Origin of the sequence: Actinomadura harenae, assembly GCF_003696215.1 — a bacterium.
Classification (GTDB): Bacteria; Actinomycetota; Actinomycetes; order Streptosporangiales; family Streptosporangiaceae; genus Spirillospora; species Spirillospora harenae.
Genome location: NZ_RFFG01000073.1, coordinates 13,975 through 40,150 on the forward strand (window position 1 = coordinate 13,975; position 26,176 = coordinate 40,150).

Annotated in this window: 23 protein-coding genes; 5 read left to right on the top strand and 18 right to left on the bottom strand. The window is 71.1% G+C overall.

Annotated features, from left to right (window positions below; genetic code table 11):
* Window positions 1-36 precede the first annotated feature (36 nt).
* From EBO15_RS30625 to EBO15_RS30695, 15 genes are all read right to left on the bottom strand, one after another.
* Window positions 37-1,299 (bottom strand): cysteine desulfurase, encoded by a 1,263-nt coding sequence (locus EBO15_RS30625; RefSeq protein WP_122197949.1) that lies wholly within the window; start codon window positions 1,297-1,299, stop codon window positions 37-39.
* A complete protein-coding gene (sufC, locus tag EBO15_RS30630) occupies window positions 1,296-2,063 on the bottom strand; it encodes a Fe-S cluster assembly ATPase SufC (protein ID WP_122197950.1) in 768 nt (255 codons plus the stop codon). The genes EBO15_RS30625 and sufC overlap by 4 nt, the downstream gene beginning before the upstream one ends.
* A 12-nt stretch (window positions 2,064-2,075) precedes the next feature.
* Window positions 2,076-2,393 (bottom strand): Rieske (2Fe-2S) protein, encoded by a 318-nt coding sequence (locus EBO15_RS30635; RefSeq protein ID WP_122197951.1) that lies wholly within the window; start codon window positions 2,391-2,393, stop codon window positions 2,076-2,078.
* The gene (gene sufD / locus EBO15_RS30640; RefSeq protein ID WP_122197952.1) at window positions 2,390-3,544 is read right to left on the bottom strand and encodes a Fe-S cluster assembly protein SufD; all 1,155 of its coding nucleotides are present in this window, start codon (window positions 3,542-3,544) and stop codon (window positions 2,390-2,392) included. Before sufD ends, EBO15_RS30635 begins: the two co-directional genes overlap by 4 nt.
* On the bottom strand, window positions 3,544-4,956 hold the full coding sequence (gene sufB / locus EBO15_RS30645) for a Fe-S cluster assembly protein SufB (protein ID WP_122197953.1): 1,413 nt from the start codon (window positions 4,954-4,956) through the stop codon (window positions 3,544-3,546). Before sufB ends, sufD begins: the two co-directional genes overlap by 1 nt.
* Window positions 4,953-5,729, bottom strand: a complete 777-nt coding sequence (locus tag EBO15_RS30650; RefSeq protein ID WP_233616541.1) for a helix-turn-helix transcriptional regulator — start codon at window positions 5,727-5,729, stop codon at window positions 4,953-4,955. Before EBO15_RS30650 ends, sufB begins: the two co-directional genes overlap by 4 nt.
* Before the next feature lie 105 nt (window positions 5,730-5,834).
* On the bottom strand, window positions 5,835-7,259 hold the full coding sequence (locus EBO15_RS30655) for an APC family permease (RefSeq protein ID WP_199744908.1): 1,425 nt from the start codon (window positions 7,257-7,259) through the stop codon (window positions 5,835-5,837).
* A complete protein-coding gene (locus EBO15_RS30660) occupies window positions 7,249-8,232 on the bottom strand; it encodes a universal stress protein (protein WP_122197955.1) in 984 nt (327 codons plus the stop codon). The genes EBO15_RS30655 and EBO15_RS30660 overlap by 11 nt, the downstream gene beginning before the upstream one ends.
* The gene (locus EBO15_RS30665) at window positions 8,229-9,662 is read right to left on the bottom strand and encodes an amino acid permease (protein ID WP_122197956.1); all 1,434 of its coding nucleotides are present in this window, start codon (window positions 9,660-9,662) and stop codon (window positions 8,229-8,231) included. Before EBO15_RS30665 ends, EBO15_RS30660 begins: the two co-directional genes overlap by 4 nt.
* A 158-nt stretch (window positions 9,663-9,820) precedes the next feature.
* Window positions 9,821-10,756 (bottom strand): carbamate kinase, encoded by a 936-nt coding sequence (arcC, locus tag EBO15_RS30670; RefSeq protein ID WP_122197957.1) that lies wholly within the window; start codon window positions 10,754-10,756, stop codon window positions 9,821-9,823.
* A gap of 41 nt (window positions 10,757-10,797) precedes the next feature.
* Window positions 10,798-11,802 carry an ornithine carbamoyltransferase gene (gene argF, locus EBO15_RS30675; RefSeq protein WP_122197958.1) on the bottom strand — a complete coding sequence of 335 codons (1,005 nt, stop codon included), beginning with the start codon at window positions 11,800-11,802 and terminating at the stop codon, window positions 10,798-10,800.
* Window positions 11,803-11,954: 152 nt separating this feature from the next.
* Window positions 11,955-13,196, bottom strand: coding sequence for an arginine deiminase (locus tag EBO15_RS30680; protein ID WP_122197959.1), 1,242 nt, complete (start codon window positions 13,194-13,196; stop codon window positions 11,955-11,957).
* Between the two features lie 101 nt (window positions 13,197-13,297).
* Window positions 13,298-14,800: an amino acid permease gene (locus EBO15_RS30685; protein WP_122197960.1), complete on the bottom strand. Its 1,503-nt coding sequence runs from the start codon at window positions 14,798-14,800 to the stop codon at window positions 13,298-13,300.
* A 448-nt stretch (window positions 14,801-15,248) separates the two neighbouring features.
* Window positions 15,249-15,566, bottom strand: a complete 318-nt coding sequence (locus EBO15_RS30690) for a DUF3040 domain-containing protein (protein ID WP_122197961.1) — start codon at window positions 15,564-15,566, stop codon at window positions 15,249-15,251.
* A 136-nt stretch (window positions 15,567-15,702) separates the two neighbouring features.
* Window positions 15,703-16,611: a F0F1 ATP synthase subunit gamma gene (locus EBO15_RS30695; RefSeq protein WP_122197970.1), complete on the bottom strand. Its 909-nt coding sequence runs from the start codon at window positions 16,609-16,611 to the stop codon at window positions 15,703-15,705.
* Window positions 16,612-16,870: 259 nt separating this feature from the next.
* Between EBO15_RS30695 and EBO15_RS30700 the strand changes: the two genes are divergently transcribed.
* The 5 genes from EBO15_RS30700 to polX all read left to right on the top strand — a co-directional run bounded on the left by EBO15_RS30700 (window position 16,871) and on the right by polX (window position 22,266).
* Entirely contained in the window at window positions 16,871-17,815 is a 945-nt protein-coding gene (locus EBO15_RS30700; protein ID WP_122197962.1) for an ABC transporter ATP-binding protein, read from the top strand.
* Window positions 17,812-18,606: an ABC transporter permease gene (locus EBO15_RS30705; protein WP_378238870.1), complete on the top strand. Its 795-nt coding sequence runs from the start codon at window positions 17,812-17,814 to the stop codon at window positions 18,604-18,606. The genes EBO15_RS30700 and EBO15_RS30705 overlap by 4 nt, the downstream gene beginning before the upstream one ends.
* A 4-nt stretch (window positions 18,607-18,610) precedes the next feature.
* Entirely contained in the window at window positions 18,611-19,549 is a 939-nt protein-coding gene (locus EBO15_RS30710; protein ID WP_122197963.1) for an EamA family transporter, read from the top strand.
* A 103-nt stretch (window positions 19,550-19,652) separates the two neighbouring features.
* Window positions 19,653-20,492, top strand: a complete 840-nt coding sequence (gene prcB / locus EBO15_RS30715) for a proteasome subunit beta (RefSeq protein WP_122197964.1) — start codon at window positions 19,653-19,655, stop codon at window positions 20,490-20,492.
* Window positions 20,493-20,544: 52 nt separating this feature from the next.
* The gene (gene polX / locus EBO15_RS30720; protein ID WP_122197965.1) at window positions 20,545-22,266 is read left to right on the top strand and encodes a DNA polymerase/3'-5' exonuclease PolX; all 1,722 of its coding nucleotides are present in this window, start codon (window positions 20,545-20,547) and stop codon (window positions 22,264-22,266) included.
* A gap of 99 nt (window positions 22,267-22,365) precedes the next feature.
* Here polX and EBO15_RS30725 read toward each other — a convergent pair whose 3' ends face one another.
* The 3 genes from EBO15_RS30725 to EBO15_RS30735 form a co-directional block, all read right to left on the bottom strand.
* Window positions 22,366-23,394: a COX15/CtaA family protein gene (locus EBO15_RS30725; protein WP_122197966.1), complete on the bottom strand. Its 1,029-nt coding sequence runs from the start codon at window positions 23,392-23,394 to the stop codon at window positions 22,366-22,368.
* A 119-nt stretch (window positions 23,395-23,513) separates the two neighbouring features.
* Complete coding sequence (locus EBO15_RS30730) at window positions 23,514-24,725, bottom strand: PrsW family intramembrane metalloprotease (protein WP_122197967.1); 1,212 nt, start codon at window positions 24,723-24,725, stop codon at window positions 23,514-23,516.
* 147 nt (window positions 24,726-24,872) lie between these two features.
* A complete protein-coding gene (locus EBO15_RS30735) occupies window positions 24,873-25,814 on the bottom strand; it encodes a heme o synthase (protein WP_122197972.1) in 942 nt (313 codons plus the stop codon).
* Window positions 25,815-26,176 lie beyond the last annotated feature (362 nt).

A 26,176-nucleotide genomic window follows, 5' to 3' on the forward strand; every position in this document is an offset into this window, starting at 1 on the left:
TGAGGGGCCTTCGTCGTCCTTCAACAGCCCGCGGGATCAGGCTGTTCCGAAGAACTTCTGGGCCTGCCGGACGCCGTCGGCCAGCGCGTCGACGTCCGCCAGGGTGTTGTGGACGTAGAACGACGCCCGGGTGGTGGCGGGGATGCCGAACCGGCGGCAGATCGGCTTGGCGCAGTGGTGTCCGACCCGGACCTCCACGCCCAGCTCGTCCAGCACCTGGCCGACGTCGTGCGGGTGGATCTCGTCCACCGTGAACGACACCGCGCCGCCGCGCGCCTCGGTGGTGCCCGGGCCGATCACCCGGACGCCCGCGATCTCGCCGAGCCGCTCCAGCGCGTACCCGGTGAGCGCGACCTCGTGCGCGTGGACGTTCGCCATGCCGAGGTCCGACAGGTAGTCGACCGCCGCGCCGAGCGCCACGGCCTGGGCCACGTTCGGCGACCCGGCCTCGAACCGCTGCGGCGGGGGCATGAACGTCGTGCCCTCCATCGTGACGGTCTCGATCATCGAGCCGCCGGTGATGAAGGGGGGCATCGCCTCGAGCAGCTCGGAGCGGCCCCAGAGCACGCCGACCCCGGTCGGGCCGAGCATCTTGTGGCCCGAGAAGGCCAGGAAGTCGGCGCCGAGGGTCGCCACGTCCACGGGCATGTGCGGGACCGACTGCGCGGCGTCCAGCACGACCAGCGCGCCGACCTGGCGGGCCCGCGCGGCGATCAGCTCGACCGGCGGGACGGTGCCGAGCACGTTCGACTGGTGGGTGAGCGCGACGAGCCTCGTCCGCTCGTTCACCAGCGTGTCGAGCTCGGCGAGGTCCAGGCGGCCCTCGTCGGTGATGCCGAACCAGCGCAGCGTCGCGCCCGTCCGCTGGCAGAGCTGCTGCCAGGGGACGAGGTTCGCGTGGTGCTCCATCTCGGTGACGAGGATCTCGTCGCCGGGCCCCACCCTGAACCGGTCGGCCTCGGGACCGGACGTGGCGGCGTTGCTCATCGCGTACGCCACCAGGTTGATCGCCTCGGTCGCGTTCTTGGTGAACACGATCTCGCCCGGCACCGCCCCGACGAACCGCGCGATCTTCTCGCGCGCGCTCTCGAACGCGTCCGTCGCCTCCTCGGCGAGCAGGTGCGCGCCGCGGTGCACGGCCGCGTTGTGCCGCTCGTAGAACTCCCGCTCGGCGTCCAGCACCTGGACGGGCTTCTGCGAGGTCGCCCCGGAGTCCAGGTAGATCAGCGGGTTCCCGCCCCGGACCGTCCGCTGGAGGAGGGGGAAGTCCTTCTTGATCTCCTCGGGCAGCAGGGTCACGACGACGCGCCCGCCTTCACGTACTTCTCGTAGCCCTCGTTCTCCAGGACGTCGGCCAGCTCCGGGCCGCCCTGCTCGACGATCCGGCCGGCGGCGAACACGTGCACGAAGTCCGGCTTCACGTACCGCAGGATGCGGGTGTAGTGCGTGATCAGCAGGACGCCGGTCTCCGGGTCGCCGTCGTGGAACCGGTTGATGCCCTCGGAGACGACCTTCAGGGCGTCCACGTCCAGGCCGGAGTCGGTCTCGTCCAGCACGGCGATCTTCGGCTTGAGCATCTCCAGCTGGAGGATCTCGTGCCGCTTCTTCTCGCCGCCGGAGAAGCCCTCGTTCAGCGAGCGCTGCGCGAACGCCGGGTCGATGGCCAGCGCGTCCATCGCCGCCTTGCTCTCCTTGGCGAACACGCGCAGCTTCGGCGCCTCGCCGCGGACGGCGGTGACCGCCGAGCGCAGGAAGTTCGACACCGACACGCCCGGCACCTCCACCGGGTACTGCATCGCCAGGAACAGGCCCGCGCGGGCCCGCTCGTCGACGCTCATCGCCAGGACGTCCTCGCCGTCCAGGGTGACCGTGCCGGAGGTGACGGTGTACTTCGGGTGGCCCGCGATCGCGTAGGCGAGCGTGGACTTGCCGGACCCGTTCGGGCCCATGATCGCGTGGGTCTCGCCCGCCTTCACGGTCAGGTCGACGCCGCGCAGGATCTCCTTCGCGTCCTCGCCCGCTCCGACGGAGACGTGCAGGTCGCGGATCTCAAGAGTGGCCATGATCAGTGTTTCCTAGTCCTCGGAGTCGAGCGAGACGTAGACGTCGCCGTCCTCGACCTTGACCTTGTAGGTGGCGACGGGCTGCGTCGCGGGCGGGTTGGTGGGCTTGCCGCTCCGCAGGTCGAAGCAGGAGCCGTGCAGCCAGCACTCGATGGTGCCGTTGTAGATCTCGCCCTCGGAGAGCGAGACCTCCGCGTGCGAGCAGATGTCGCTGACCGCGAACACCTCCTCGCCACTGCGCACCACCGCGACCGGAGTGTCGTCCACCTCGACGGCGAGCGCGCCGTCCGCGGGGATCTCCGCCAGCGGGCAGACCTTCACGAAGCTCATCGGCCCTGCACCGCCCCGGGGGCGGGAGCCCGGTCGAGCTCGGCCTCGATCGCCTCGGAGACCTTCTCCCGGACGTCCTCGACCTCGATCCGGTCGACGAGCTGGCCGAGGAAGCCCCGGACCACCATGCGCCGGGCCTGGTCGAACGGGATGCCGCGCGCCTGGAGGTAGAACAGGTGCTCGTCGTCCATCCGCCCGGACGCCGACGCGTGACCCGCACCGGCGACCTCGCCGGTCAGGATCTCCAGGTTCGGCACCGAGTCGACCCGCGTCCCGTCGGTGAGGACGAGGTTGCGGTTCAGCTCGTAGGTGTCGGTGCCCTCGGCCTCGGCACGGATGATCACGTCGCCGATCCAGACCGCGTGGGCGTCCTGGTCCTGCAGCGCGCCGCGGTAGTCCACGCGGCTGCGGCAGGTCGGGACGGTGTGGTCGACCAGGAGCCGGTGCTCCAGGTGCTGTCCGCCGTCCACGAAGTACACGCCGTACAGTTCGGCGTCGCCGCCGCGCTCGGCGTACTCGATGGACGGGGAGATCCGCACCACGTCGCCGCCCAGGCTGATGTTGTGCGAGGTGAACCGGGCGTCCCGGCTCAGCTTCGCGTGCTGCCGGGCGACGTGGACGGCGTCGCCGTCCCAGTCCTGGAGGCTGATGACCGACAGCGAGGCGCTGTCGCCGACCACGAACTCCACGTTCTCGGCGTAGACCGCCGAGCCGCGGTGGGTCAGCACGACCGTCGCCTTGGCGAACGGCTCCACGATCACCGTGGTGTGCCCGTACGCCGCGCCGGACGCGTCCTCGCCGTGCCGCCGGATGACGATCGGGGCGGTCGCCTCGACCTCCTTCGGCACGGTCACGACGGTGGCCTCGGTGAACGAGGTCCACGCCTGCGCGCTCACGCGGTCGGCGGGCACGAGGGCCTTGCCGAGGCGCTCGTCGTCGCGGCCGACGGTCTCGACCGTGATCGCGGACGGCGCCTCGACCTCGGTGATGACCTTGCCGGACGCGTCGGCCGTGCCGTTGTGCAGGCCCTTCAGGCGGCGCAGCGGCGTGAACCGCCACTCCTCCTCGCGGCCGGTCGGCACCTCGAAGTCGGCGACCTCGTAGGACGCCTTCTCGTGCAAGGTCGAGAGAGGCCTGGTGTCGAGCCCCATCAGCCGACGGCTCCTTCCATCTGCAGCTCGATGAGCCGGTTCAGCTCGAGCGCGTACTCCATCGGCAGCTCGCGCGCGATCGGCTCGACGAACCCGCGCACGATCATCGCCATCGCCTCGTCCTCGGTGAGGCCGCGGCTCATCAGGTAGAACAGCTGCTCCTCCGACACCTTGGAGACGGTGGCCTCGTGGCCCATCTCCACGTCGTCCTCGCGGACGTCGACGTACGGGTAGGTGTCGGACCGGGAGATCTGGTCGACCAGCAGCGCGTCGCACTTGACCGTGGACTTGCTGTGCTCGGCGCCCTCCTGGATCTGCACCAGGCCTCGGTAGGACGTCCGGCCGCCGCCGCGCGCCACCGACTTCGACACGATCGTGGACGAGGTGTTCGGCGCGGCGTGCACCATCTTGGCGCCCGCGTCCTGGTGCTGGCCCTCGCCGGCGAAGGCGATCGACAGGGTCTCGCCCTTGGCGTGCTCGCCCAGCAGGTAGACGGCCGGGTACTTCATGGTGACCTTGGAGCCGATGTTGCCGTCGATCCACTCCATGGTCGCGCCCTCGTAGGCGACGGCGCGCTTGGTGACCAGGTTGTAGACGTTGTTCGACCAGTTCTGGATGGTCGTGTAGCGGACGCGGGCGTCCTTCTTCACGACGATCTCGACGACGGCCGAGTGCAGCGAGTCCGACTTGTAGATCGGCGCGGTACAGCCCTCGACGTAGTGCACGTACGAGCCCTCGTCCGCGATGATCAGCGTCCGCTCGAACTGGCCCATGTTCTCGGTGTTGATCCGGAAGTAGGCCTGGAGCGGGATCTCCACGTGGACGCCCGGGGGGACGTAGATGAAGGATCCGCCCGACCAGACCGAGGTGTTCAGCGCGGCGAACTTGTTGTCGCCGACCGGGATCACCGAGCCGAAGTACTCCTGGAAGATCTCCGGGTGCTCCTTGAGGCCGGTGTCGGTGTCGAGGAAGATGACACCCTTCTCCTCAAGATCGTCGCGGATCTTGTGGTAGACGACCTCCGACTCGTACTGCGCGGCGACGCCCGCGATGAGGCGCTGCTTCTCCGCCTCCGGGATGCCGAGCTTGTCGTAGGTGTTCTTGATGTCCTCGGGGAGCTCCTCCCAGGAAGCGGCCTGCTTCTCGGTGGAGCGGACGAAGTACTTGATGTTGTCGAAGTCGATCTCGGACAGGTCCGAACCCCAGCCGGGCATGGGCTTCTTGTCGAACAGCCGCAGCCCCTTCAGCCGGAGGTCGAGCATCCAGTCGGGCTCGCTCTTCTTGGCCGAGATGTCGCGAACGACGTCCTCGTTCAGGCCACGACGCGCCGAAGCGCCGGCCGCGTCGGGGTCGGCCCAGCCGAATTTGTACCTGTCGAGCCCTTCCAGCTCGGGGTGGGCAGCCGTAGTCATAGGGAGGACCCTCCGGTCTCCTCGTCACTGGTGTTCTGAACGTCGGCCCTGGTCGCCTCGCAGAGGGACCGGGAGCTGACGTGGGTGGTGCAGATTCCGTCGCCGTGGGCGATCGTGGCCAGCCGCTGGACGGGGGTGCCCAGCAGGCGGCTGAACGCCTCGGTCTCGGCCTCGCACAGCTGCGGGAACTCCGCGGCGACGTGCGCGACCGGGCAGTGGTGCTGGCACAGCTGCTCGCCGCCCCCCGGCTGCGGTGCCTTGCCCGCGGCGGCGGCGTAGCCGTCGGCGGACAGGGCCTCGGCCAGGCGGCGGACGCGCTGCTGCGGCGGCGCCCCCTGGACGACCGGGTGGTAGCGTCGCTCGAGGTCGGCGATCTGCCGCCGGGCGAACTCGGCCACCGCCCGCTCTCCCGCCGTTTCGGCGAGGAAGCGCAGGGCGCTGGTGGCCAGGTCGTCATAGGCGTGCACGAACGCGTTGCGGCCGGCGTCGGTGATGGCGAACCATTTGGCCGGGCGGCCGCGGCCGCGATGCGCCGGACGGCGGTCGCGACGGACCTCGATCATGCCCTCGGCGACCAGAGCGTCCAGGTGCCGGCGGATCGCGGCGGGCGTCAGGCCCATCCGCTCCCCCAGAGTGGACGCGGTGATCGGGCCGTGTTCGAGAATGAGCCGGGCCACGCGCGCACGGGTGTCGCGCTCGCCGCTCGGCAGCGCCGACGGCACGCCAGCAGACCGCGCGGGGGCGGCCTCGGCGCTGGTCGGCGTCTCGCTCACGTTTTTCACAACATCAGTGTGCCGTAATTCCTTCCCTGCCATCAACCGTTCGCCGGTGCCCTCGCTCACGCAGGCAAGGCTTACCTAACAAGCTTTCCGGGCCTTTTACTCGATCTGGGACTTCTCGGCGTCCTCGCCCCGCAGGACCGCCGCCCGCGCGGCCCGCCAGCGCATGAACACATAGACCGGGATCCCCGCGAACAGCAGCAGGACGCCCTGGTAGACGGCCGAGTACCCGGCCCCGGCGACGAGCCAGATCGTGAACGCGACGGCGATCGCGGAGACCACGATGTCCCGGGCGAAGCGGACCGCCGCCTCCGGACGTCCGACCGGGCCGTGGTCGGTGAGCAGCCAGAGCAGCTGCGCCGCCGCGGAGAACACGTAGGGGACGGCGGCGGTGAAGGTGGTGAGCAGCGCGAGCGCGGTGAACGCGGCCTGGAGCCCGCCGGTGTAGTTCAGCAGGGTGATCCCCGACGCGAGCGCCCCGGCGGCGACCAGGCCGATCCACGGGACGCCGCGCCGGTTCCGGCGCAGGAACATCCCCGGGAACAGGGAGTCGCGGGCTGCGGCGTAGGGCATCCGGGCGCTGATCAGCGTCCAGCCGACGAGCGTCCCGGCTCCGGAGATCACGGCGGCGGCGGCCATGGTCTCGTCCGCGCCGCTCCAGCCGGGGATCATGGCGTGGGCGGCGTCGGCGTAGGGGGCCGTGGAGTGCTCGAGCGTCCCGTGCGGGACGAGCCCGAAGACCGAGATGGTGCCGACGACGTACACGACGGCGGCGGCGACCGTCCCGGCGACGGTGGCGCGCAGGACGTTGCGGCGCGGGTCGTGGACCTCCTCGGCGGCCACGGTGGCCGACTCGACGCCGAGGAAGCTGAACATCAGGACGGCCGCGGCCGCCGAGAGCGAGCCGATCGCGCCGCCGTGCGCGACGAACGGCCCGAAGTTGTCCTTCTTGATGAAGAAGAGCCCGATGAAGGCGACCAGCACGAGCGGGACGAACTTCAGGACGGTGGTGACCACCGCGATCACGCCCGCCCCGCGGACCCCGGCGAGGTTGGCGAGCACGGCCAGCCAGAGCGCGCCGATGGTGACCACCAGGTTCGGGCCCTTGCCGTGCAGCGGGACGAGCACGTTCACGTAGCCCGCCCAGGCGACGACGAGCGCGCCGTTGCTGGCCCAGGACGTGATCCAGTAGGACCAGGCGGTGAGGAACCCGGTCAGCTCACCGAAGGCGTCGCGGGCGTAGACGTACGGACCGCCGGTGTGCGGCAGCCGCCGGGCGAGCCAGCCGAACACGACGGCGAGCAGCACCGAGCAGATCGAGACGACGACGAAGGCGACGATGCCGATCGTTCCGTAGCCGGCGATGGCGGCCGGGAGCTGGAAGACGCCGACGCCGATGACGTTGCCCATGACCAGCGCGGTCGCGCCGGGCAGGCCGAGCACGCGGCGGGGCTGGGGCTCGCCGGAGGCGGCGTCCGCCATCACGGCGGCGCCGCCGGATCCGACCGCGCCGCTACCCGGCATAGCCCCGCGGCAGCACGAGGACGGGGACCCCCGAGGAGCGGACGATCTTGCCCGAGCTCTCCCCCACGAACACCTTGCGCAGCGGGCCCTCGCGGCTGGACATGGTGGCGAGCAGCTCGCCCGGCAGCATGTCGACGGCGCCCAGGGCCTTGTGGACGTGGGTGCCCTGGACGGCCTCGGTCTCGACGTCCTGGACGCCGCGTTCGGCGAGGGCGTCGCGGGCGTGGGCCAGGTCCTTCTCCGCCTGGTCGAACTGGCGCTGGACGACGTCGTCCGCGCCGAGGAAGCGGGCGGGCAGGCCGGACGGGCGCAGCACGAGCGTGACCAGCCGGACGGGCACGTCGAGTTCGAGGGAGAACGACGCGATCAGGTCCATCGTGGCCTGGACGTCCCGGCGACGGTAGTAGGCGAGGCTGAGCCGCTGGAACCGGCCCGGGGCGTCCTCGGCGTAGCCGCGCGGGGCGAGCAGGACCGGGACGGGCGAGCCGTGCAGGAGCTGGTCGGCGGTGCTGCCGATGGCGACGCGGTCGCGGCGTCCGCGCGGCCCGGACCCGATGACGATCAGGGTCGCGCCGACCTCCTCGGCGATCTCGACCAGGCCGCGTCCGCTGCCCCGGTGGGCGTGGACCTTGTAGGTGACGCCGCGCTTGGGGTGCTTCATCTCGGCGAGCCGCTCGGCGGCCTGGGCGCACGCGGCGGCGGACTGCTCGCGCAGGTAGGCGAGCCACTCGGCGTCCACGGAGCCGGGGCCGCGGGCGGGCCAGGCGGGCGGGTGGACGTTGGCGACGACCAGGGGCGCGCCGAGGGTGCGGGCGGCCAGCGAGCCGAGCGCGAGCGCGTCGTCGCCGCGGTCGTCGGGCGAGTAGCCGACCAGGACGCGCCGGTCAAGCCCGTTCCCGTTGCCCTTCCCGTTCCCGTTCCCGTTCCTGGCGGACTTGGCGGACGGTTTCGCCGCGGACGTGGCGTCGCTCATGACGCCCCCTTCTGGGTCGGTGACGGCCCGGTGCCCTGCCGTCCGAGCAGCGAATGGCGGCGGCTGTAGGCGAAGTAGACAACGAGGCCGACGGCCATCCAGATCAGGAAGATCTGCTGGGTCACATGGTCCAGGGTGAAGATCAGCGCGGCGCAGAACAGGACGCCGAGGATCGGGGTGATCGGGTACAGCGGGGTGCGGAAGCTGCGGTTCAGGTCGGGCCGGGACCGGCGGAGCACGATCACGCCGATGTTGACCAGGCCGAACGCGAACAGGGTGCCGATGCTGGTGGCGTCCGCGAGGTGGCCGAGCGGGACGACGGCGGCGAGCAGCGCGATGAACCCCGAGACGATCAGGGTGTTGGCGACCGGCACCCGGCGGTTCGCGCTGACCCGCTGGAACACCCGCGGCACCAGGCCGTCGCGGGACATCGCGAACAGGATGCGGGTCTGGCCGTACATGACCGACAGCACGACGCTGGCGATGGCGATGACGGCGCCGAACGACAGCACGGCGGACGGCCAGGACAGGCCCGTGGCGCGTTCCAGGACGAGCGACAGCGACGCCTCGCTCTCGCCCGCCTTGAACTCCGTCCAGGGCATGGCGCCGACGGCGGCGAGGCCGACCGCGACGTAGACGACGGTGACGATGACGAGCGAGCCGATGATGGCGAGCGGCAGGTCGCGCCGCGGGTTCTTGGCCTCCTCACCGGCCGTGGACGCGGCGTCGAAGCCGATGTAGGAGAAGAACACCTTCGACCCGGCGGCCTGGATCCCGGCCCAGCCCATGGGCGCGAACGGCTTGAGGTTGCCCGTGTCGAAGGCCGTGAAGGCGACCACGCAGAAGAAGATCAGGACGCCGATCTTCAGGAACACCATGACCGTGTTGACCGTGGCGGACTCGGACGCCCCCTGGAGGAGGAGCAGCATCGCCAGCATCACCACGACGATGGCGGGGATGTTCAGGTACCCGCCGGAGCCGGGCGGGTTGCTGATCGCCTCGGGCAGCGTGAAGTGGAACGTCTGCCGGAAGAAGTCGTTCAGGTACTGGCCCCAGCCGACCGCGACGGCCGACACCGAGACGGCGTACTCCAGCAGCAGGCACCAGCCGCTGATCCAGGCGATCAGCTCGCCCATGGTCGCGTAAGTGTAGGAGTAGGACGATCCGGACACCGGGATCGTCCCGGCGAGCTCGGCGTAGGACAGCGCGGAGAACAGCGCGGTGATCGCGGCGAGGATGAACGACAGCACGATGGCGGGCCCGACGAGCGGCACCGCCTCGCCGAGCACCACGAAGATCCCGGTGCCGAGGGTCGCGCCCACGCTGAACATCGTGAGCTGGACCAGGGACATCGAGCGTTTCAGCTCGCCCTGGCCGCCCTCGGCGACGATCTGGTCGACGGGTTTGGTCCGGAACAGGTTGTGCAGCATGGAGCCTGATGAAGCGGTGGCCACGGTGGACCCTGCCTTCGATCGGGAGCCGGTGAGGCCGCTGAATGCCGGTGCAGCTGAACGCCGCTACGACGGGAGGGCGCCCGGTCCGCCCGTCCCGGACCGGTCACCCTATGTCGTTGATCATATACTCTTGGTCACAAAGTGCTGGCCAGGGGCCAGGTGGCGTTCGGCGTGACGATGGTGCCCGCCGTGCCCTCCAGGATCTCCATGCACTGGTCGAGCTTGCCGATCGCGGCCATGTCGCCGGTCTTCTCCACGAACCCGCAGACCGCGTCGATCTTGGGTCCCATGGATCCCGCCGGGAACTCCTCCGAGCGCAGCTCGAACGGCGTGGTGTGCGCGATCGGCTCGGCGCCCGGCGTGCCGAAGCCGCGGACCACGTTCGGCACGTCGGTGAGGATGAGGAAGGCGTCGGCCTCGAGCGTCTCGGCGAGCATCGCGGCGGTGAGGTCCTTGTCGATGACCGCCTCGACGCCCTCGAGCTGGCCGACGTCGTTGCGGATCACCGGGATGCCGCCGCCGCCCGCGCAGACCACGACCGTCCCGGTGCGGACGGCCTGGCGGATCAGCCGGGTCTCGATCACCCGCTGCGGGGTCGGGGACGGCACCACGCGCCGCCAGTAGTCGCCGTCCGGCTTGACCGTCCAGCCGTACTCCTTGGCGAACTTCTCGGCCTCGTCCTTCGCGTAGACCTGCCCGACGAACTTGGTCGGATCGTCGAAGGCCGGGTCCACCGCCGACACCAGGGTCTGGTTGACCAGCGACAGCACCTGGCGTCCGGGCAGCGCGTTCTGCAGCGCCTGGAGCATCCAGTAGCCGATCATGCCCTGGGTCTCGGCGCCGATGGTGTCCAGCGGGTAGGGGCGGGTGAGGTTCGGGTCGTTGATGCTCTCCAGCGCCAGCACGCCGACCTGCGGCCCGTTGCCGTGCGTGATGATCAGCTCGTGGTTCTCGGCGAGCGGCGCGAGCGACTTCACCGCGGTCTGGACGTTGGCGCGCTGGGTCTCGGCGTCGGGCTTGTCCCCGCGTTGCATCAGGGCGTTGCCCCCGAGGGCGACGACGACTCTCATGGTGTCCTCTGATTCGAAGGTCGAAGGGGTCGAAGGAGTGGTCAGCCGAGCGTCGCGACCATGACGGCCTTGATGGTGTGCAGGCGGTTCTCCGCCTCGTCGAAGACGATGGACGCCTCGGACTCGAACACCTCCTCGGTCACCTCCAGCGCGTCCAGGCCGGTCTTGCGGTAGATGTCCTCGCCGACCGTCGTCTCGCGGTTGTGGAAGGCGGGCAGGCAGTGCATGAACTTCACGTTGGGGTTGCCGGTCGCCTTCATGATCTCGGCGTTGACCTGGTACGGCTTGAGCAGCTTGATGCGCTCGTCCCAGATCTCCTTGGGCTCGCCCATCGACACCCACACGTCGGTGACGACGAAGTCGACGCCGTGCACGGCCTCCCGCGCGTCCTCGGTGATGAGGAGCTTGCCGCCGGTCCGGGCGTTGATCTCCTGCGCGGGCTTGACGGCCACGTCCTGTTCGGGCCAGAGGCTCTTCGGCGCGGCGATCCGGACGTCCATCCCGGACAGCGCGCCCGCGGTGATGTAGGAGTGCGCCATGTTGTTGCGGGCGTCGCCGAGGTAGGCGTAGGACATCGAGTTGAGCGGACGTCCGTTGCCGTGCTCGAACATGGTGAGCTGGTCGGCGAGCATCTGGGTCGGGTGCCACTCGTCGGTCAGGCCGTTCCAGACGGGGACGCCGGAGTACTCGGCCAGCTCCTCGACGGTCTTCTGGCTGTTGCCGCGGTACTCGATGCCGTCGTACATGCGGCCGAGGACGCGGGCGGTGTCCTTGGCCGACTCCTTGTGGCCCATCTGCGAGCCGGACGGCGGCAGGTAGGTGACGTGCGCGCCCTGGTCGTAGGCGGCGACCTCGAACGCGCAGCGGGTGCGGGTGGAGGTCTTCTCGAAGATCAGCGCGATGTTCTTGCGCTTGAGGCGGGGCTCCTCGGCGCCGCTGCGCTTGGCCACCTTGAGGTCGGCGGACAGGTCGAGCAGGTACTTCCACTCCTTGGGGGTGAAGTCCAGCTCCTTGAGGAAGCTGCGGCCGTACAGGTTGTAACCCATGGTGTCGGTGTCTCCGTTCGGGCGAGGTGCGGACGAGGTGCGGGCGAGGTGCCGGTCGCCGGTTCGGCCGGGCGGGGTGCCCGCGCCGGGCGAGGCGCGGGCACACGGGCGGACGGTCCGGTGATGCGGATGGTTCGGTCAGGTCGGGCGCGTCAGGCGTCGCGCTCCATCGGGCAGCTCATGCAGCGGGGTCCGCCGCGGCCGCGGCCGAGCTCGCTGCCCCGGATGGTGATCACCTCGATGCCGTTCTTGGTGAGGTAGTTGTTGGTGGTGGTGTTGCGCTCGTAGGCGACGACCACGCCGGGCTCGATCGCGAGGACGTTGGAGCCGTCGTCCCACTGCTCGCGCTCGGCGGCGAACACGTCCTGGTGGGGCGTGAGCACCTTGATCTCGTCCATGTCCAGGGCCCTGCCGATGGCCTTGTGCATGTCCTCGGCCTTGTGGTCGGTGACCTTGAGCTCCTTCTCGGTGTCGCCGGGCTCGACGGTGTACGACGGGAGCATCCCCATCCCGGCGTACTTGGTGAACACGCCCTGGTCGACCATCGTCATGACGGTGTCCAGGTGCATGAAGGCGCGCTTCTGCGGCATCTGGAGGGCGACGATCTTCTTGGCGGACCCCTGCGCGAACAGGGACTTGGCCAGCATCTCGACGGCCTGCGGCTGCGTCCGCTCGCTCATGCCGATCAGCACCGAGCCCTTGCCGATGACCAGGACGTCGCCGCCCTCGATCGTGGCGGGGGCCATCGGGGTGCCCTCGTTCCAGACGTTGAACCCGCCCACGTCCGGCTTGTTGTAGCCGTCGGCGAACAGCGGGTGCCACTTGTAGATGGCCTCCATGTTCACCGTCTCGCGCATCCGGGCCTTCTTCTTCATGGCGTTGATGGACACGCCGTCGTAGACCCAGCAGGAGGTGTCACGGGTGAACAGGTGGTTCGGCAGCGGCGGCAGGATGAAGTCGTCCAGCTGGATGGCGTGGAACGCGATCGACTTGATGTCGTCCATGCGCTCCAGCAGTTCCCGCTTGGTGATGCCGCCGATGAGGAACGAGCCGAGCTCACGCAGGTCCATCGCGTCGAAGGCGTTCCGGATCCCGTCGGTGGCCAGCGGGCCGAACCAGTGCGGGTCGATCACGTAGTCGAGGATGTGCTTCTTGGCCTCGGGGATCTCGATCGTCTCGCGCAGCAGGTCGAGCAGCAGGTGGACCTTGATGCCGCGGGAGCGCAGCACCTTCTGGAACTCCTCGTGCTCCTCCCCCGCGCGCTGCACCCAGAGGACGTCGTCGAACAGCAGGTCCGCGGCGTTGGACGGGGTGAGCCGCTTCAGCGACAGCTCCGGGCGGTGCACCAGCACCTGGCGCAGCTTGCCGACCTCGGAATCGACGTGGAAGGACATGGTTCAGCCTCCTTGCTGACTTGCTGACTTGCTGAGTGGTGGAAGTTCAGGTGTTCGGCGGCGGGAGCGGGGCGGCCGGCGGGCGCCGGCCACCGCCGGGCTCAACCGCCCGGTCCGGATCCGGTGGCGGTGCCTCCTCCGGCGTCCCCTCCGCTTCCTCCGGAGGGACCGGACGGTGCGGGGGTGGTCGCCACGACCTCGCGCCGCGGGCCGTACTCGCCGCGCCGGGCCTTGGTCCAGATGTAGACGACGACTCCGATCAGCATCGCGAGGATGCCGAGCATGACGGCCTGCTCACCGGAGCTGTAGACGATGGCGAAGGAGAAGACCAGCGCGATGATCGTGACCGTCATGTCCTTGGCCATCCGCACCTTGTTGACCTCGCGTCCGCCGGTGACCAGCCAGAACAGCTGGGCCGCCGCGGAGAAGAAGTAGGGGATCGCGGTGGTGAAGGACGCGAAGAGCAGGATCGTGTTGAAGGTGTTCTCTGACGCGTAGGCGAACAGCAGCATCAGGGTGGTCAGGCCGGTCCCGACGAGGATGCCGACGACCGGGGCCTCGCGCTTGGACAGCTTGGCGAACGACTTGGGGAACATGCCGTCGCGGGCCGCGGCCATGGGCATCTCGGCGACCAGCATCGTCCAGCCGTTCAGGGCGCCGATGCCGGAGATGATCGCGCAGACCGCCATCACGTTGCCCCACATGGAGCCGCCGAACATGTTGTTCAGGGAGTCCGCGAACGGGGCGGTGGAGTTCTGCAGCTGGTCGTGCGGGACGGTGCCGAAGACGGCGAGGGTCGCGAGCAGGTACATCACGCCACAGGCCAGGACACCGTAGACGCTGGCCTTGCCGACGTTCCGCTCGGGGTTCTTGATCCGCTCGGCGACGATCGTCACCGACTCCATCCCGGAGTAGATGAACAGGATCAGGCCGAGGGAGAGCGAGATCGCGCTCCACAGCGAGCCGCCGCTGGCGTTGAACGGCCCGAAGTTGGCGGACTTCAGGAAGAACAGCCCGACGATGCCGACGAAGATCAGCGGGACGAACTTCAGGACCGTGGTGACCGTCTGGAAGATCCCGATGTTCTTCACGCCGGTCAGGTTGATCAGCGCCGGGATCCAGATGCCGACCAGGCCGATCGCGATCTGCCCGGCGGTGTTGTCCCAGTGCAGGAAGTGGTTGACGTAGCCGACCCAGGCGACCGCGATGCCCGCGTTGCCGCCCCAGGCGGTGAGCCAGAAGGACCAGGCGCTCCAGAAGCCCATGAACTCGCCGAACGCGCTGCGCGCGTAGGCGTAGGGCCCTCCGGACGCCGGGATGCGCGCGCCGAGCTTGCCGAAGACCAGCGCGAGCGCGACCGCCCCGATGGTGGTGGCGATCATGACCGGGAAGCTGATCGTCCCGATCGCCGCGAGTGACGCGGGCAGAAGGAAGATGCCGGTGCCGACGATGTTGCCGACGACCAGGGCGGTGGACTGCGGGAGACCGAGCTTCCCGGCCTCACCGAGCGCCTGGGCCGGATGCGGTTCCCCGGCCTTGCCGAGTTCGGCCGCCTCCCAGGCCGATGCCGTCGACGGCGTCGACGGTGTCGCACGATCGCTCATATCAGAGCCCCCTCGACCGATCCGATTTCGCCAGCCGCATCGAGGATCATGCGACATGCGGGGAATTACCCCTGGGCGGGTTCACGAAAACTCGCGAACGATCAAGACGCTAGTACGCCCGAAATGCGAGCGGCGTCAGAGGCTTTTCACGTTTACCGCGCGAAGGGTCGCACATGACCCGCACTTGGCACGTCCTGGCCGGTGAACCCCCGTACGTGTGGGTGTTCGGTGAGATTCCGGCTCTCATCGTCGATGGATCGGGGCGTCTTCTTTTACCGCTCTTTGCGTCCCGGACGATGCCCGTGGATCACGCTGCATAGGCGTCGGCGGCGGGTGGTGACGGAGGCCACTCACGGCTCTCATATTCGCCAGATAAATGGCAACGCCCCGGCCGATTTCACATCGGCCGGGGCGTTGCCCGTAAAAGCTCGGAGAAGGCTCCGGGAGGTCAGCCGCGACAGTTCCCGGCGAGCGCCTGGGCGGGGCGCCCGGCGCAGGCCACCGTCGCCCCGGCGGGGGCGTCCGCGCCGTCGATACCACCCTCGGCCCCCGCGCCCGAGGTCATGACCGAGACGACCAGGAACGCGCCGACGAGCAGCGCGCCGACCAGGGCCACCGGGACGAGCGTCCAGCGCGACGGGAGGCCGAGGGCGCTGGTCTCGTAGCCGCCGAACGCCGAGAGGCGGCGGCCGAACTCGGGGTCGTCGCTGGTCAGTCGTCGCGCGATCTCCGTCAGCGTCCTGTGCTCACCCGCCGTCAGCGCCATCTGGTCCCGTCCCCCTGTTCGCCGCACTTCCCGGTTGAGGGTCGGTTTTAGCCGCTTTTGGGCTTTGTGTCCAGTTTTTGGCGCAGACTTTACCTTCGCCCCCGCCGTGACGCGGGCGGGCGCGGGACGCGGCGGGTCAGTCGCCCCGGGAGCCGCTCAGCGCGTTCGCACCGGCGACGATCTCGCTGATCTCCATCGTGATCTCCTCCTGGCGGGCCTCGTTCGCCTGCCGGGTGAGCGACTCGATCAGGTCGTGGGCGTTGTCGGTCGCGGCCATCATCGCGGCCCGCCGCGCGGCGTGCTCGGCCGCGGCGGACTCCAGCCGCATGTGCCACAGGCGGCCGTTAACGTACTGGCGGAGCAGGCCGTCCAGCAGCAGGAGCGGGTCCGGCTCGAACTCGTAGGCGGACGCCGCCCCCAGCTCGACCTCGCCCTCCTCCACCTCCTCGACCTCGAGCGGCAGGATCCGCCGGACGTTGACCTTCTGCGACAGCATCGACACGAACTCGTTGTAGACGACATGGACGCCGCCGACGCCGCCGTCCTTGGTCGGACGGTCGAACGCCTCCAGCAGCGTCTGCCCGATCTCGGCGGTCGTCGCGTAGTCGGGCCGTCCCGAGTCGCCGTGCCAGGACCGCTCGACCGGCACGTCCTTGAACCGGAAGTGGTCGATGCCGCGCTGCCCGGCGACGTACAGGACGGGCTCGCTGCCCCGCTCCCGCAGGTTCGCCATCAGGGCCTCGCCCTGCTTGATCGCGTTGTTGTTGAACGCGCCGCAGAAGCCGCGGTCGCTGCTCAGCACCAGCAGCGCGACCCGCGAGGTGTCCGGGTCCTCGTTCAGCAGCGCGTGGTCCATCTGGACGTGGTGGCTGATCAGCGCCTCGACCGCCCGGGTCACCTGCCGCGCGTACGGCATGGCCTGGAAGAGCCGCAGCTGCGCCTGAGAGATCCGGGCGGCGGCGATCAGTTCCTGTGCCCGGGTGATCTTCGCCGTGGACTTCACCGAGCGGATGCGGTTGCGCAGTGCGCGCAGTTGAGCGGCCATGACGGCCACGCTGCCACCGCCCCCGGCCGTCCCCACGCCGACGGGACGTCCCATCACCGAAGCTTTGTCGGGACTTTCCCCCGCATGCGTCCCGGATCACAAGGACCGCCTCGACGGGGTGGCGGCGATCACGTCCCGTCCCCGCGCAGTCCCCGCGAAGAGCCTCGGAACCGGCGTCGGACACGGACGTGGCGACCGTCACCGCGCCCCGAGGGCATCCCGGGCCGGAGCGCGGAAGGGCCGGTCATAAACTCGGGACATGGCACCCCCCGGAGACGACACCACCTCATCCGGTAGCGCTGTCCTGCTCGACGGGCTGGTCAAGCGGTACGGCGCGAAGACCGCCGTGGACGGGGCGTCCTTCGGGGCCGCGCGCGGCGAGATCACCGCGCTGCTCGGCCCGAACGGCGCGGGCAAGACCACCACGATCGAGATCTGCGAGGGCTTCCGCCGCGCCGACTCCGGCACCGTCCGCGTCCTCGGCCTCGACCCGGTCGCGGACGCCAGGGCGCTCAAACCGCGCGTCGGGGTGATGCCGCAGTCCGGCGGCGTCCCCGGCACCGCGAAGGCCGGCGAGTTCCTCCGGCTCGTCGCCGCGTTCCACACCGAGCCGCTCGACCCGGGCGCCCTGCTCGAGCGGCTCGGCCTCACCGAGCACGCCCGCACCCCGTACCGGCGGCTGTCCGGTGGGCAGCAGCAGCGCCTGTCGCTGGCCGTCGCCCTCGTCGGCCGCCCCGAGCTGGTCTTCCTGGACGAGCCGACCACCGGCCTCGACCCGCAGGCCCGGCACGCGACCTGGGACCTGGTCGCCGGGCTCCGCGACGCCGGGGTGTCGGTGGTGCTGACCACGCACTACATGGAGGAGGCCGAGCGCCTCGCCGACCACGTGGTGATCGTCGACCACGGCCGGGTCGTCGCGCAGGGCTCCCCCGCCGAGCTGACCGGCGCCGAGCGGCAGCTGCGCTTCCGCGCCCGTCCCGGCCTCGGCCTGGACGAGCTGCTCGCCGCGCTCCCCGTCGGCAGCGCCGCCAAGGAGTCGCCCGCCGGGCACTACCTCGTCGAGGGCGACGTCAGGCCTGAGCTGCTGGCGACCGTGACCGCGTGGTGCGCCTCGCACGGCGTCCTCGCCGAGGACCTGCGGATCGAGCGCCGCACCCTCGAGGACGTCTTCCTGGAACTGACCGGACGGGAGCTGCGCTCGTGACCACCCCAGCCGAGACCGGCGCCGCCGGGCGGCTCGACCTGGCGCCCGCGCCGGGCGCCGTCCCGCTGCCCCGGATGATCGCCGCGCAGACCGGCTACGAGCTGCGCGCGACGCTGCGCAACGGCGAGCAGCTGCTGCTGACACTGATCATCCCGGTCGTCCTGCTGACGCTGTTCTCCGCGACGTCCCTGCTCGACCTCGGGACGGGCCGCCGCGTGGACTTCCTCGCCCCCGGCATCCTCGCGCTCGCCGTCATGTCGACCGCGTTCACCGGGCAGGCCATCGGCACCGGCTTCGAGCGCCGCTACGGCGTCCTGAAGCGGCTCGGCGCGACGCCGCTGCCGCGGGCCGGGCTGATCGGCGCCAAGACCCTCACCGTCGTCCTGGTGGAGGTCCTCCAGGACGTCGTGATCGGCGCGGTCGCGCTCGCGCTCGGCTGGCACCCGCACGGCGACCCGTTCTCCGTGGCCGTCCTGCTGCTGCTCGGCACCGCCGCGTTCAGCGGGTTCGGCCTGCTCATGGCCGGGACGCTGCGCGCCGAGGCGACCCTCGCCGCCGCGAACCTGGTCTACATCCTGCTGCTGGCCGTCGGCGGGGTGGTGTTCCCGCTGACCAAGTTCCCGGAGGGGGTCCGGTCCGTTCTGGAGCTGCTGCCGATCTCCGCGCTCGCCGACGGGCTGCGCCAGGTCCTCCAGCACGGCGCGACGCTGCCCGGAAAGCCCCTGCTCGTCCTCGCGGTGTGGGCCGTCGCCGGTCTCGCCCTCGCCGCCCGATTCTTCCGCTGGGAGTAGGTCCGTGGCCCTCGCCGACGCCCCCGGTTCGGCCGCCGCCGCGGCGGGTGGCGCGAGCCGCGCCGCCCGGTTCTCGCTGGGCGCCGTCCCGCCGCCCGCGCTGATCCTGCTCGGCATCCTGTCGCTGCAGGTCGGGGCGGGCATCGCCAAGCACCTGTTCGGGGAGCTGCCGCCCGCCGCGCTCGTCCTGCTGCGGCTGGTCACGTCCGCGGCCGTCCTGGCGTTCGTGGCCCGCAAGGCGCTGCGGACGGTCCTGCGCGACCACTCGCGGCGCAGCCTGGCCGTCGCGGCGGGCTTCGGCCTGACGCTCGCGCTGATGAACTTCGCGATCTACGAGTCGTTCTCCCGGATCCCGCTGGGCGTCGCGGTCACGATCGAGTTCCTCGGGCCGCTCGCGGTCGCGGTGTTCGCGTCCCGCCGTCCGCGCGACCTGCTGTGGACGGCCCTGGCCGCGGGCGGCGTCCTGCTCCTGGCCCGGGGCGGCGGCAGCGCCACCGACCTCGTCGGCGTCGGGTTCGCGCTGCTCGCGGGCGTCGGCTGGGCCCTGTACATCCTGCTGAGCGCCGCCACCGGACGCCGGTTCTCCGGCTCCACCGGCCTCGCCCTCGCCAGCGTCGTGGCGACCGCGGCGATGCTCCCGGTCGGCGTCGCCACGGGCGGCGACAGGCTGCTCGACCCGCGGCTGCTGCTGCTCGGCCTGGGCGTCGGCCTGATGTCGTCGGTGATCCCCTACTCGCTGGAGCTGGAGGCGCTGCGCCGCATGCCGGCCCGCGTGTTCGGGATCCTGATGAGCCTCGAGCCGGCCGTCGCCGCGCTGGTCGGCGTCGTCCTGCTCGGCGAGGTCCTGTCCGGCCTGCAGTGGCTGGCGATCGTCTGCGTCATGGCCGCCTGCGCCGGAGCCACCCTCGGTGAGAAGACCCCGCCCGAGGCCCCTCAATCCTGACCGTTCCGCCCGTAGGGGCGGGATGTGGCGGGCGACCCGAGTACCGTGCAAGGATCGATCTCGGGACGGATCCGGCGTCCCGGTGAGAGCGAGAGGAGCCGCCGTGACCGGCCTGAACGACGACCAGGGGTTGCCGCCCGAGTTCTTCGAGGCGGGGCAGGCGTCGTTCGTGGACTTCCTGCGCCTGCACGCGCCCGATCTGCTGCCGGTCAACCGGACGCCCGAGGGCGCGCGCCCGCTGGACCTGCCGCACGGCACGACCGTCCTCGCGCTCACCTTCCCCGGCGGGGTGCTGATGGCGGGCGACCGCCGCGCCACGCAGGGACACCAGATCGCCTACCGCGAGCTGAACAAGGTCCAGCGCGGCGACGACCACTCGGTGGTCGCGTTCGCCGGAACGGTCGGCCTGGCGATGGAGATGGTCCGGCTGTTCCAGGTCGAGCTGGAGCACTACGAGAAGATGGAGACCGTCCCGCTGTCGCTGCCCGGCAAGGCGCGGCGGCTCGGCGCGGTCGTCCAGGCGAACTTGGCGCAGGCCCTCCAGGGCCTCGCGGTCGTCCCGCTGCTCGCGGGCTGGGACGTCGAGGAGAACGTCGGCCGCATCTACTCCTACGACATCACCGGCGCGCCCAGCGAGGTACGGCGGTACCACGCGGACGGCTCCGGATCGCCGTACGCCTCGGGCTCGCTGAAGAAGCTGTACCGGGACGACCTGACCGAGGACGAGGCCGCCCTCGTCGCCGTCCAGGCGCTGTACGACGCCGCCGACGACGACTCGGCGACGGGCGGGCCCGACACGTCCCGGCGCATCTACCCGTCGCTCGCCGTGGTCACCGCGGACGGGTTCCGCGCGTACTCCGACGAGCGCGCCGGGGAGATCGCCCACGCCGTCGTCCGCGGGCGCACCGAGCAGCCCGACGGCCCCGTCGCCCCGCTCCGCTGACGGCCGCCCGCCCGGCCCGGGTTCTGTCGTAGGCGCCTCGTAGGCTGCCGGTATGGCACGCGCGAACGAGGAGGCCGCCGAGCTGCTGCGAGAGCTCGCCGACCTCCTGTCCATCACCGGCGGTGACGCCTTCAAGATCCGGGCCTACGAGAAGGCCGCCCGGGCGGTCGAGGGCTTCCCGGACGACATCTCCGGCCTCGGCCTCCCCGGCCTCCGGAAGATCCCGACGGTCGGCGAGGCGATCGCCAAGAAGCTGCTCGACTTCAACCAGACCGGCACGATCCGGCAGGTGGAGGACCTGCGCGCCCAGATCCCGGCGGGGGTCCGGGCGCTGACCGAGATCCCCACGCTCGGCCCGAAGCGCGCCTACCAGCTGTACGACGAGCTGGGCATCTCCTCGGTCGCCGAGCTGTCCGAGGCGATCGGCGAGGAGCGGCTCAAGGGCCTCAAGGGGTTCGGCCCGAAGTCGGTCGAGAACCTCCGGCACGGCATCGAGCTGCTGGCGCAGACCCGCGACCGCGCCCCGGTCGACGTCGCGAGCGAGCTCGCCGACGACGTCGTCGCCGCGATCTCGGCGCTGCCCGGCGTCGAACGGTGCCAGTACACCGGGTCGCTGCGGCGCCGCCGCGAGACCATCGGCGACGTGGACGTCCTGGCCGCCTCGGACGACCCGCACCCGATCATGGAGGCGTTCAAGGCGCTTCCGTTCGTCACCGAGATCATCGGAAGCGGTGACAAGAAGACCTCCGTCCGCACCTCGCGCGGCCTCCAGGTCGACCTGCGGGTCGTCCCGCCGGAGTCGTGGGGCGCGGCGCTCCAGTACTTCACCGGTTCGCAGGCCCACAACATCCGGACGCGCGAGATCGCCGTCCGGGCGGGGCTGAAGCTGTCGGAGTACGGCCTGTTCGACGCCGAGTCCGGCGCGCTGGTCGTGTCCGAGACCGAGGACGAGGTGTACCGGCGGCTCGGCCTGCCCTGGATCCCGCCGCCGCTGCGCGAGGACACCGGCGAGATCGAGGCGGCGCAGAAGGACGAGCTCCCCCGGCTCGTCCAGGTGGAGGACCTGCGCGGCGACCTGCACACCCACACCGACCTCACCGACGGCGTCGCGTCCCTGGAGGAGATGGTCGCGGCGGCCGCCGCCCGGGGCCTGGAGTACTACGCGGTCACCGACCACGCCCCCGACCTGGTCATGCAGCGGATGACCGACGAGAAGATGCTCGCCCAGCGCGAGCGGATCAGAGAGCTCCAGAAGGAGTATCCGGACCTGACGATCCTGCACGGCACCGAGCTGAACATCGGCCCGGACGGCTCGGTCGACTGGGACGCCGACTTCCTCGCCGGGTTCGACGTGTGCGTGGCGTCCGTCCACTCGCATTTCACCCAGGGCCGCGAGGAGGTGACCCGGCGCCTGATCACCGCGTGCGAGAACCCGCACGTCAACGTGATCGGCCACCCCACGGCCCGGTCCCTCGGCCGCCGCGCCCCGGTCGACGCCGACTGGGACGAGGTGTTCCGCGCCGCCGCCCGCACCGGGACGGCCATGGAGGTCAACTCGTTCCCGGACCGGCTCGACCTGCCCGCCGACCTGGCCCGCCGGGCGCTGCGGCTGGGCGTGCGGTTCGCGATCGACACCGACGCGCACTCGGTCGGGAACATGCGCAACATCCGGTTCGCGGTCGGCACGGCCCAGCGCGCCTGGATCACGCCCGACGACGTGATCAACACCTGGCCGCTCCCCCGCCTCCGCGAGTTCCTCGCCAAGAAGGGCTGACGAAGCGCCGCGGGGCCCGTCCGGTCGTTTCCGGGCGGGCCCCTGCGGTCATCGGACGGCCGCGGGCCGTGAAGATCAGCGGGCCCCGGAGAAGCGGGGTCAGGCGGGCTGGGGCGCGGTGCGGGACGAGGCGGCCGGCGCGATGGTCTCCGCGGCGGGCATGGGGCCCCGGTCGCGGGTCGCGAACAGGATGCGCAGGGCCGTGATCCAGACCAGCACCGAGCCGAGCATGTGCAGCACGACCAGCGGCCCGGGAACGCCCATGAAGTACTGGATGTAGCCGAGCGCGCCCTGCGCCACCTCGAGCCCGACCAGGGTGAGGACGCGGCGGCGGTACACGGCGGGCGCGCCGGTCCGGAAGGCGACGATCAGGGCGAGGACGGTCAGCCCGACGGTCAGCCAGGCCAGGCCGCTGTGCACGCGCGTGACGTCCTCGATGGCGAAGCCCCAGCGGCGGGCCTTGTCGTCGCCCGCGTGCGGGCCGGTGCCGGTGACGACCGTCCCGGCGACCAGGACGACGGCGGCCGCGACCGCCAGCAGCCCGGAGATGCGGCGGAGCAGCGGCCGGACGATCCGCTTCGGTGCCGTGTCGCCCTCGCCGGAGCGCTCGTACAGGCCCACGCAGAAGATCAGCAGGGCCGGGGAGATCAGGAAATGCAGCGCGACGGCCGCCGGGTGCAGCTTGGACAGCACCACGATGCCGCCGATGACGGCCTGCGCGACCACGCTCATGGGCTGCGCGAGCGCCCAGCGGACCAGGTCCTTGCGGCGCGGGACGAGCCGCAGCGCGGCGACGAAGACCAGGACGCCGATCGCGAGGACGACGAAGGTGAGCATCCGGTTGCCGAACTCGATCGCCATGTTGGTGGCCGAGTGCGCCGGGTTGTGCGTCGGGACGAGGCTGTCGCCGGTGCACCGGGGCCAGTCGGGGCAGCCGAGGCCCGACTTGGTCACCCGGACCGCGCCGCCGGTCGCGACGATCAGCGCGTTGCCGATGACGCCGAGCAGCGCCAGCAGCCGCAGCGACGCCGGGGTCGGGTTCCAGAAGGAGTCGATCACCCGGGTCAGCGGATTGCGCGACGGGCGTGGGTCAGCAGCGGTCTCGGATCGTTCGGCCACGCCCTTCATCGTATGGCCGGGGCCCCGCAGCCTTGACCCGGCCCCCGTCCAAGGGTAGGGGCGTGTCGGACCCTGAACGCGGCGAAACGGGCGCGGCACGGGACGCGCCGGACGGCGGGTCGCCGGGGTCAGCCGTAGGGGCCCGGGGCAGGCGGCGGGACGAACCCGGACGGCCCCGGATCGGCCCAGGGCGGGCCCTGCCGCTGCGCGGGCGGCGCGGTGCGCAGGAACGTCTGCCGGGCCAGGCCCATGAGGTCCAGCAGGGAGTCGCGGCGGGCCTCGAACCAGCGGGGCTCGGCGACGCCGCGCTCGGCGCGCTTGTGCAGCAGGGCGAGCTCGGTCGCGGCGAGCTGGTAGTCCTCCATGGCCTTGGCGGCGCCGCGCCCGCCGAGCGTGCGGGCCCAGCGGCGGGCGGCCCGGCGGGCGGGGATGGACCGCAGCATCCGGATGTCGGCGGGCGTGACCAGGCCGGTCGGCTGGTACATCGGCAGGACGAGCTCGATCCGCTTGACGGTGTTGTGCCGCTCGACGAACACGACCGTGAGCAGGGCGGCGAGGACGACCGCGTCCAGGACGTAGACCGAGCCGAGGCCGCCGAGGCCCATGGCGGCGGCGCCGTTCCACAGGCCGTGCAGCAGCATGGCCGCGAGCAGGCCGAGGATGGGCGCGGCGAGGCGTCCGCGCCGGTGGGTGGCGGCCCAGGCGACGCCGATGCCGGTCATGGACGTGAACAGCGGGTGGCTGAGCGGGGCGACGACGCCGCGGAGTATGAAGACGGTCTGGAGCTGCTTGGTGCCGCCGAGGTCGAACGCCCGCATGTAGTAGGTGACGTTCTCCATCATCGCGAAGCCGAGGCCGACCATGCAGGCGTACATGATGCCGTCCGCGAAGCCGTCGATCTCGTTGCGCCGCCACCAGAGCAGGCCGAACAGCACCGCGCCCTTCAGCGACTCCTCGATCACCGGGGCGCCGAAGGTGGCGCTGACGAAGTGCCCCCGGACCTCCCCGAAGATCGGGACGGTCACGTAGAGCAGGCCGAGGGTGTTGAGGACGAGCGCGCCGAGCACGGCGACGCCGGCGCCCCACATGAACGAGAAGACCAGGGCGCGGGGCGGCTCCGGCTCCATCCGGTCGAGGGTCAGCACCAGCGCGATCAGCAGCGGGATCGGGAGGATCGCCAGGACCATCCCGACCCAGAACCCCGCGCCTCCGTAGAGGGCGTCGATGCCGAGCGCGGCGAGCGCGCACAGCGACGAGACGGTGAGTCCGATCACCAGGGCCACGGGGGGACGCCCCGGCATCCGCCCTTCGAGCACCGCCTTGGGATCAATGCGCGCCATAGCGGGAGCGTAACGGTCCCGTAAGGGCCGTGCGGACAAGACCCCGCCGACCTGCGGCGATCTTCCAGGAACCGGACGGCCCCCGCCGGCTGCCCGAACGGTCACCGCCGCCGGCCCAGGTACGAGGCGGCGGCGGCGCGGGCGGCGTCAGTGCAGGAGCGGGTCCACGGCGACGGCGGTGAACAGCAGCGCCAGGTAGACGTTGGAGAGGTGGAAGAAGCGCATGGGACGCAGGTGGACGCCCGTGACGCCCCGCAGGACGTCCCTGAAGAGCCGGTGTCCCTCGGCGAGGAAGACCAGGCCGAGGACGATCGCGACGGCCCCGTACACCGGGGTCATCCCGGCGACCGGCCAGAGCAGCAGCGAGCACGCCACGGTCGCCCAGGTGTAGGCGAGGCTCTCGCCGAGGACCCGCTTCTCGGACGCGACGACCGGCAGCATCGGGACCTTGGCGACCGCGTAGTCCTCCTTGTAGCGCATCGCCAGCGTCCAGGTGTGCGGCGGCGTCCAGAGGAACACCACGCCGAACAGGATGAACGGGGTCCAGTCGACGGAGCCGCGGACGGCCGACCAGCCGATCAGGACGGGCATGCAGCCCGCGATGCCGCCCCAGATGATGTTCTGGGAGGTCCGCCGCTTCAGCAGCAGCGAGTACACGAAGACGTAGAACAGGATCGCGAACAGCGACATCGCGGCGGACAGCACGTTCACCGTGAGCGCGAACCCGACCGTGGAGATCACCGCGAGCGCGATCCCGAAGGCGAGCGCCCGGCCCGGCAGGACCTGCGCGCGGGCCAGCGGGCGGCGCCGGGTGCGGCGCATCTTGGCGTCGATGTCCCGGTCGATGTAGCAGTTGACCGCGTTCGCCGCGCCCGCCGACATCCAGCCGAAGGCGAAGGTCAGCAGGACCCGGTTCAGCGAGGGCAGGCCGTCCGCGGCGAGGAACATCACCGGGATCGTCGTGATCAGGAGCAGCTCGATCACGCGGGGCTTGGTGAGCGCCACGTAGGCGCGGACGCTCGTGCCGAGCGTCCGCCTCTCGGCCGAGGTCGCCGCCGGAGGGGCCGAGACCGATGCCGCCCCCGGCATCGGGCCGTCCAGCTGCTCGACCCCGCGCTTGTTACTGAGCACCGTCACAATCGGGTCCACGTCCAACTAGGCAAGGGAAATTCGCGTCCGCCGGATCGCGTCCACCTGGCGGTGCCCCCGCGATCCTCGGGCCGTCCCGGGGCGGGTGCCCCGATCCGGTCTTGCTGCTGTCGCGGTGGGCGTCGTACCGGTCGCCTCAACCGCGGGTCCACTGTAGTCCGCCCCCTCCGGGGTTCACGCACCGGGGCACCGGACTCGCCGCGCGCGGCGTCCCGTGCGCGCCCGACCTGCGGCGTCTCCGCGGCCCGCCCGCCGGGACGCCCGGAACCGGGGGCGCGGGGGCCGGTCCTCCCGGCGGCCCG

Bases quoted from the DNA above. Each gene is read 5' to 3' on its own strand.
- sufC (WP_122197950.1), bottom strand. From the start codon at position 2,063: ATGGCCACTCTTGAGATCCGCGACCTGCACGTCTCCGTCGGAGCGGGC.
- EBO15_RS30635 (WP_122197951.1), bottom strand. From the start codon at position 2,393: ATGAGCTTCGTGAAGGTCTGCCCGCTGGCGGAGATCCCCGCGGACGGC.
- sufD (WP_122197952.1), bottom strand. From the start codon at position 3,544: ATGGGGCTCGACACCAGGCCTCTCTCGACCTTGCACGAGAAGGCGTCC.
- sufB (WP_122197953.1), bottom strand. From the start codon at position 4,956: ATGACTACGGCTGCCCACCCCGAGCTGGAAGGGCTCGACAGGTACAAA.
- EBO15_RS30655 (WP_199744908.1), bottom strand. From the start codon at position 7,259: ATGCCGGGTAGCGGCGCGGTCGGATCCGGCGGCGCCGCCGTGATGGCG.
- EBO15_RS30660 (WP_122197955.1), bottom strand. From the start codon at position 8,232: ATGAGCGACGCCACGTCCGCGGCGAAACCGTCCGCCAAGTCCGCCAGG.
- EBO15_RS30665 (WP_122197956.1), bottom strand. From the start codon at position 9,662: ATGCTGCACAACCTGTTCCGGACCAAACCCGTCGACCAGATCGTCGCC.
- arcC (WP_122197957.1), bottom strand. From the start codon at position 10,756: ATGAGAGTCGTCGTCGCCCTCGGGGGCAACGCCCTGATGCAACGCGGG.
- argF (WP_122197958.1), bottom strand. From the start codon at position 11,802: ATGGGTTACAACCTGTACGGCCGCAGCTTCCTCAAGGAGCTGGACTTC.
- EBO15_RS30680 (WP_122197959.1), bottom strand. From the start codon at position 13,196: ATGTCCTTCCACGTCGATTCCGAGGTCGGCAAGCTGCGCCAGGTGCTG.
- EBO15_RS30685 (WP_122197960.1), bottom strand. From the start codon at position 14,800: ATGAGCGATCGTGCGACACCGTCGACGCCGTCGACGGCATCGGCCTGG.
- EBO15_RS30690 (WP_122197961.1), bottom strand. From the start codon at position 15,566: ATGGCGCTGACGGCGGGTGAGCACAGGACGCTGACGGAGATCGCGCGA.
- EBO15_RS30695 (WP_122197970.1), bottom strand. From the start codon at position 16,611: ATGGCCGCTCAACTGCGCGCACTGCGCAACCGCATCCGCTCGGTGAAG.
- EBO15_RS30700 (WP_122197962.1), top strand. From the start codon at position 16,871: ATGGCACCCCCCGGAGACGACACCACCTCATCCGGTAGCGCTGTCCTG.
- polX (WP_122197965.1), top strand. From the start codon at position 20,545: ATGGCACGCGCGAACGAGGAGGCCGCCGAGCTGCTGCGAGAGCTCGCC.
- EBO15_RS30725 (WP_122197966.1), bottom strand. From the start codon at position 23,394: ATGAAGGGCGTGGCCGAACGATCCGAGACCGCTGCTGACCCACGCCCG.
- EBO15_RS30730 (WP_122197967.1), bottom strand. From the start codon at position 24,725: ATGGCGCGCATTGATCCCAAGGCGGTGCTCGAAGGGCGGATGCCGGGG.
- EBO15_RS30735 (WP_122197972.1), bottom strand. From the start codon at position 25,814: ATGCCGGGGGCGGCATCGGTCTCGGCCCCTCCGGCGGCGACCTCGGCC.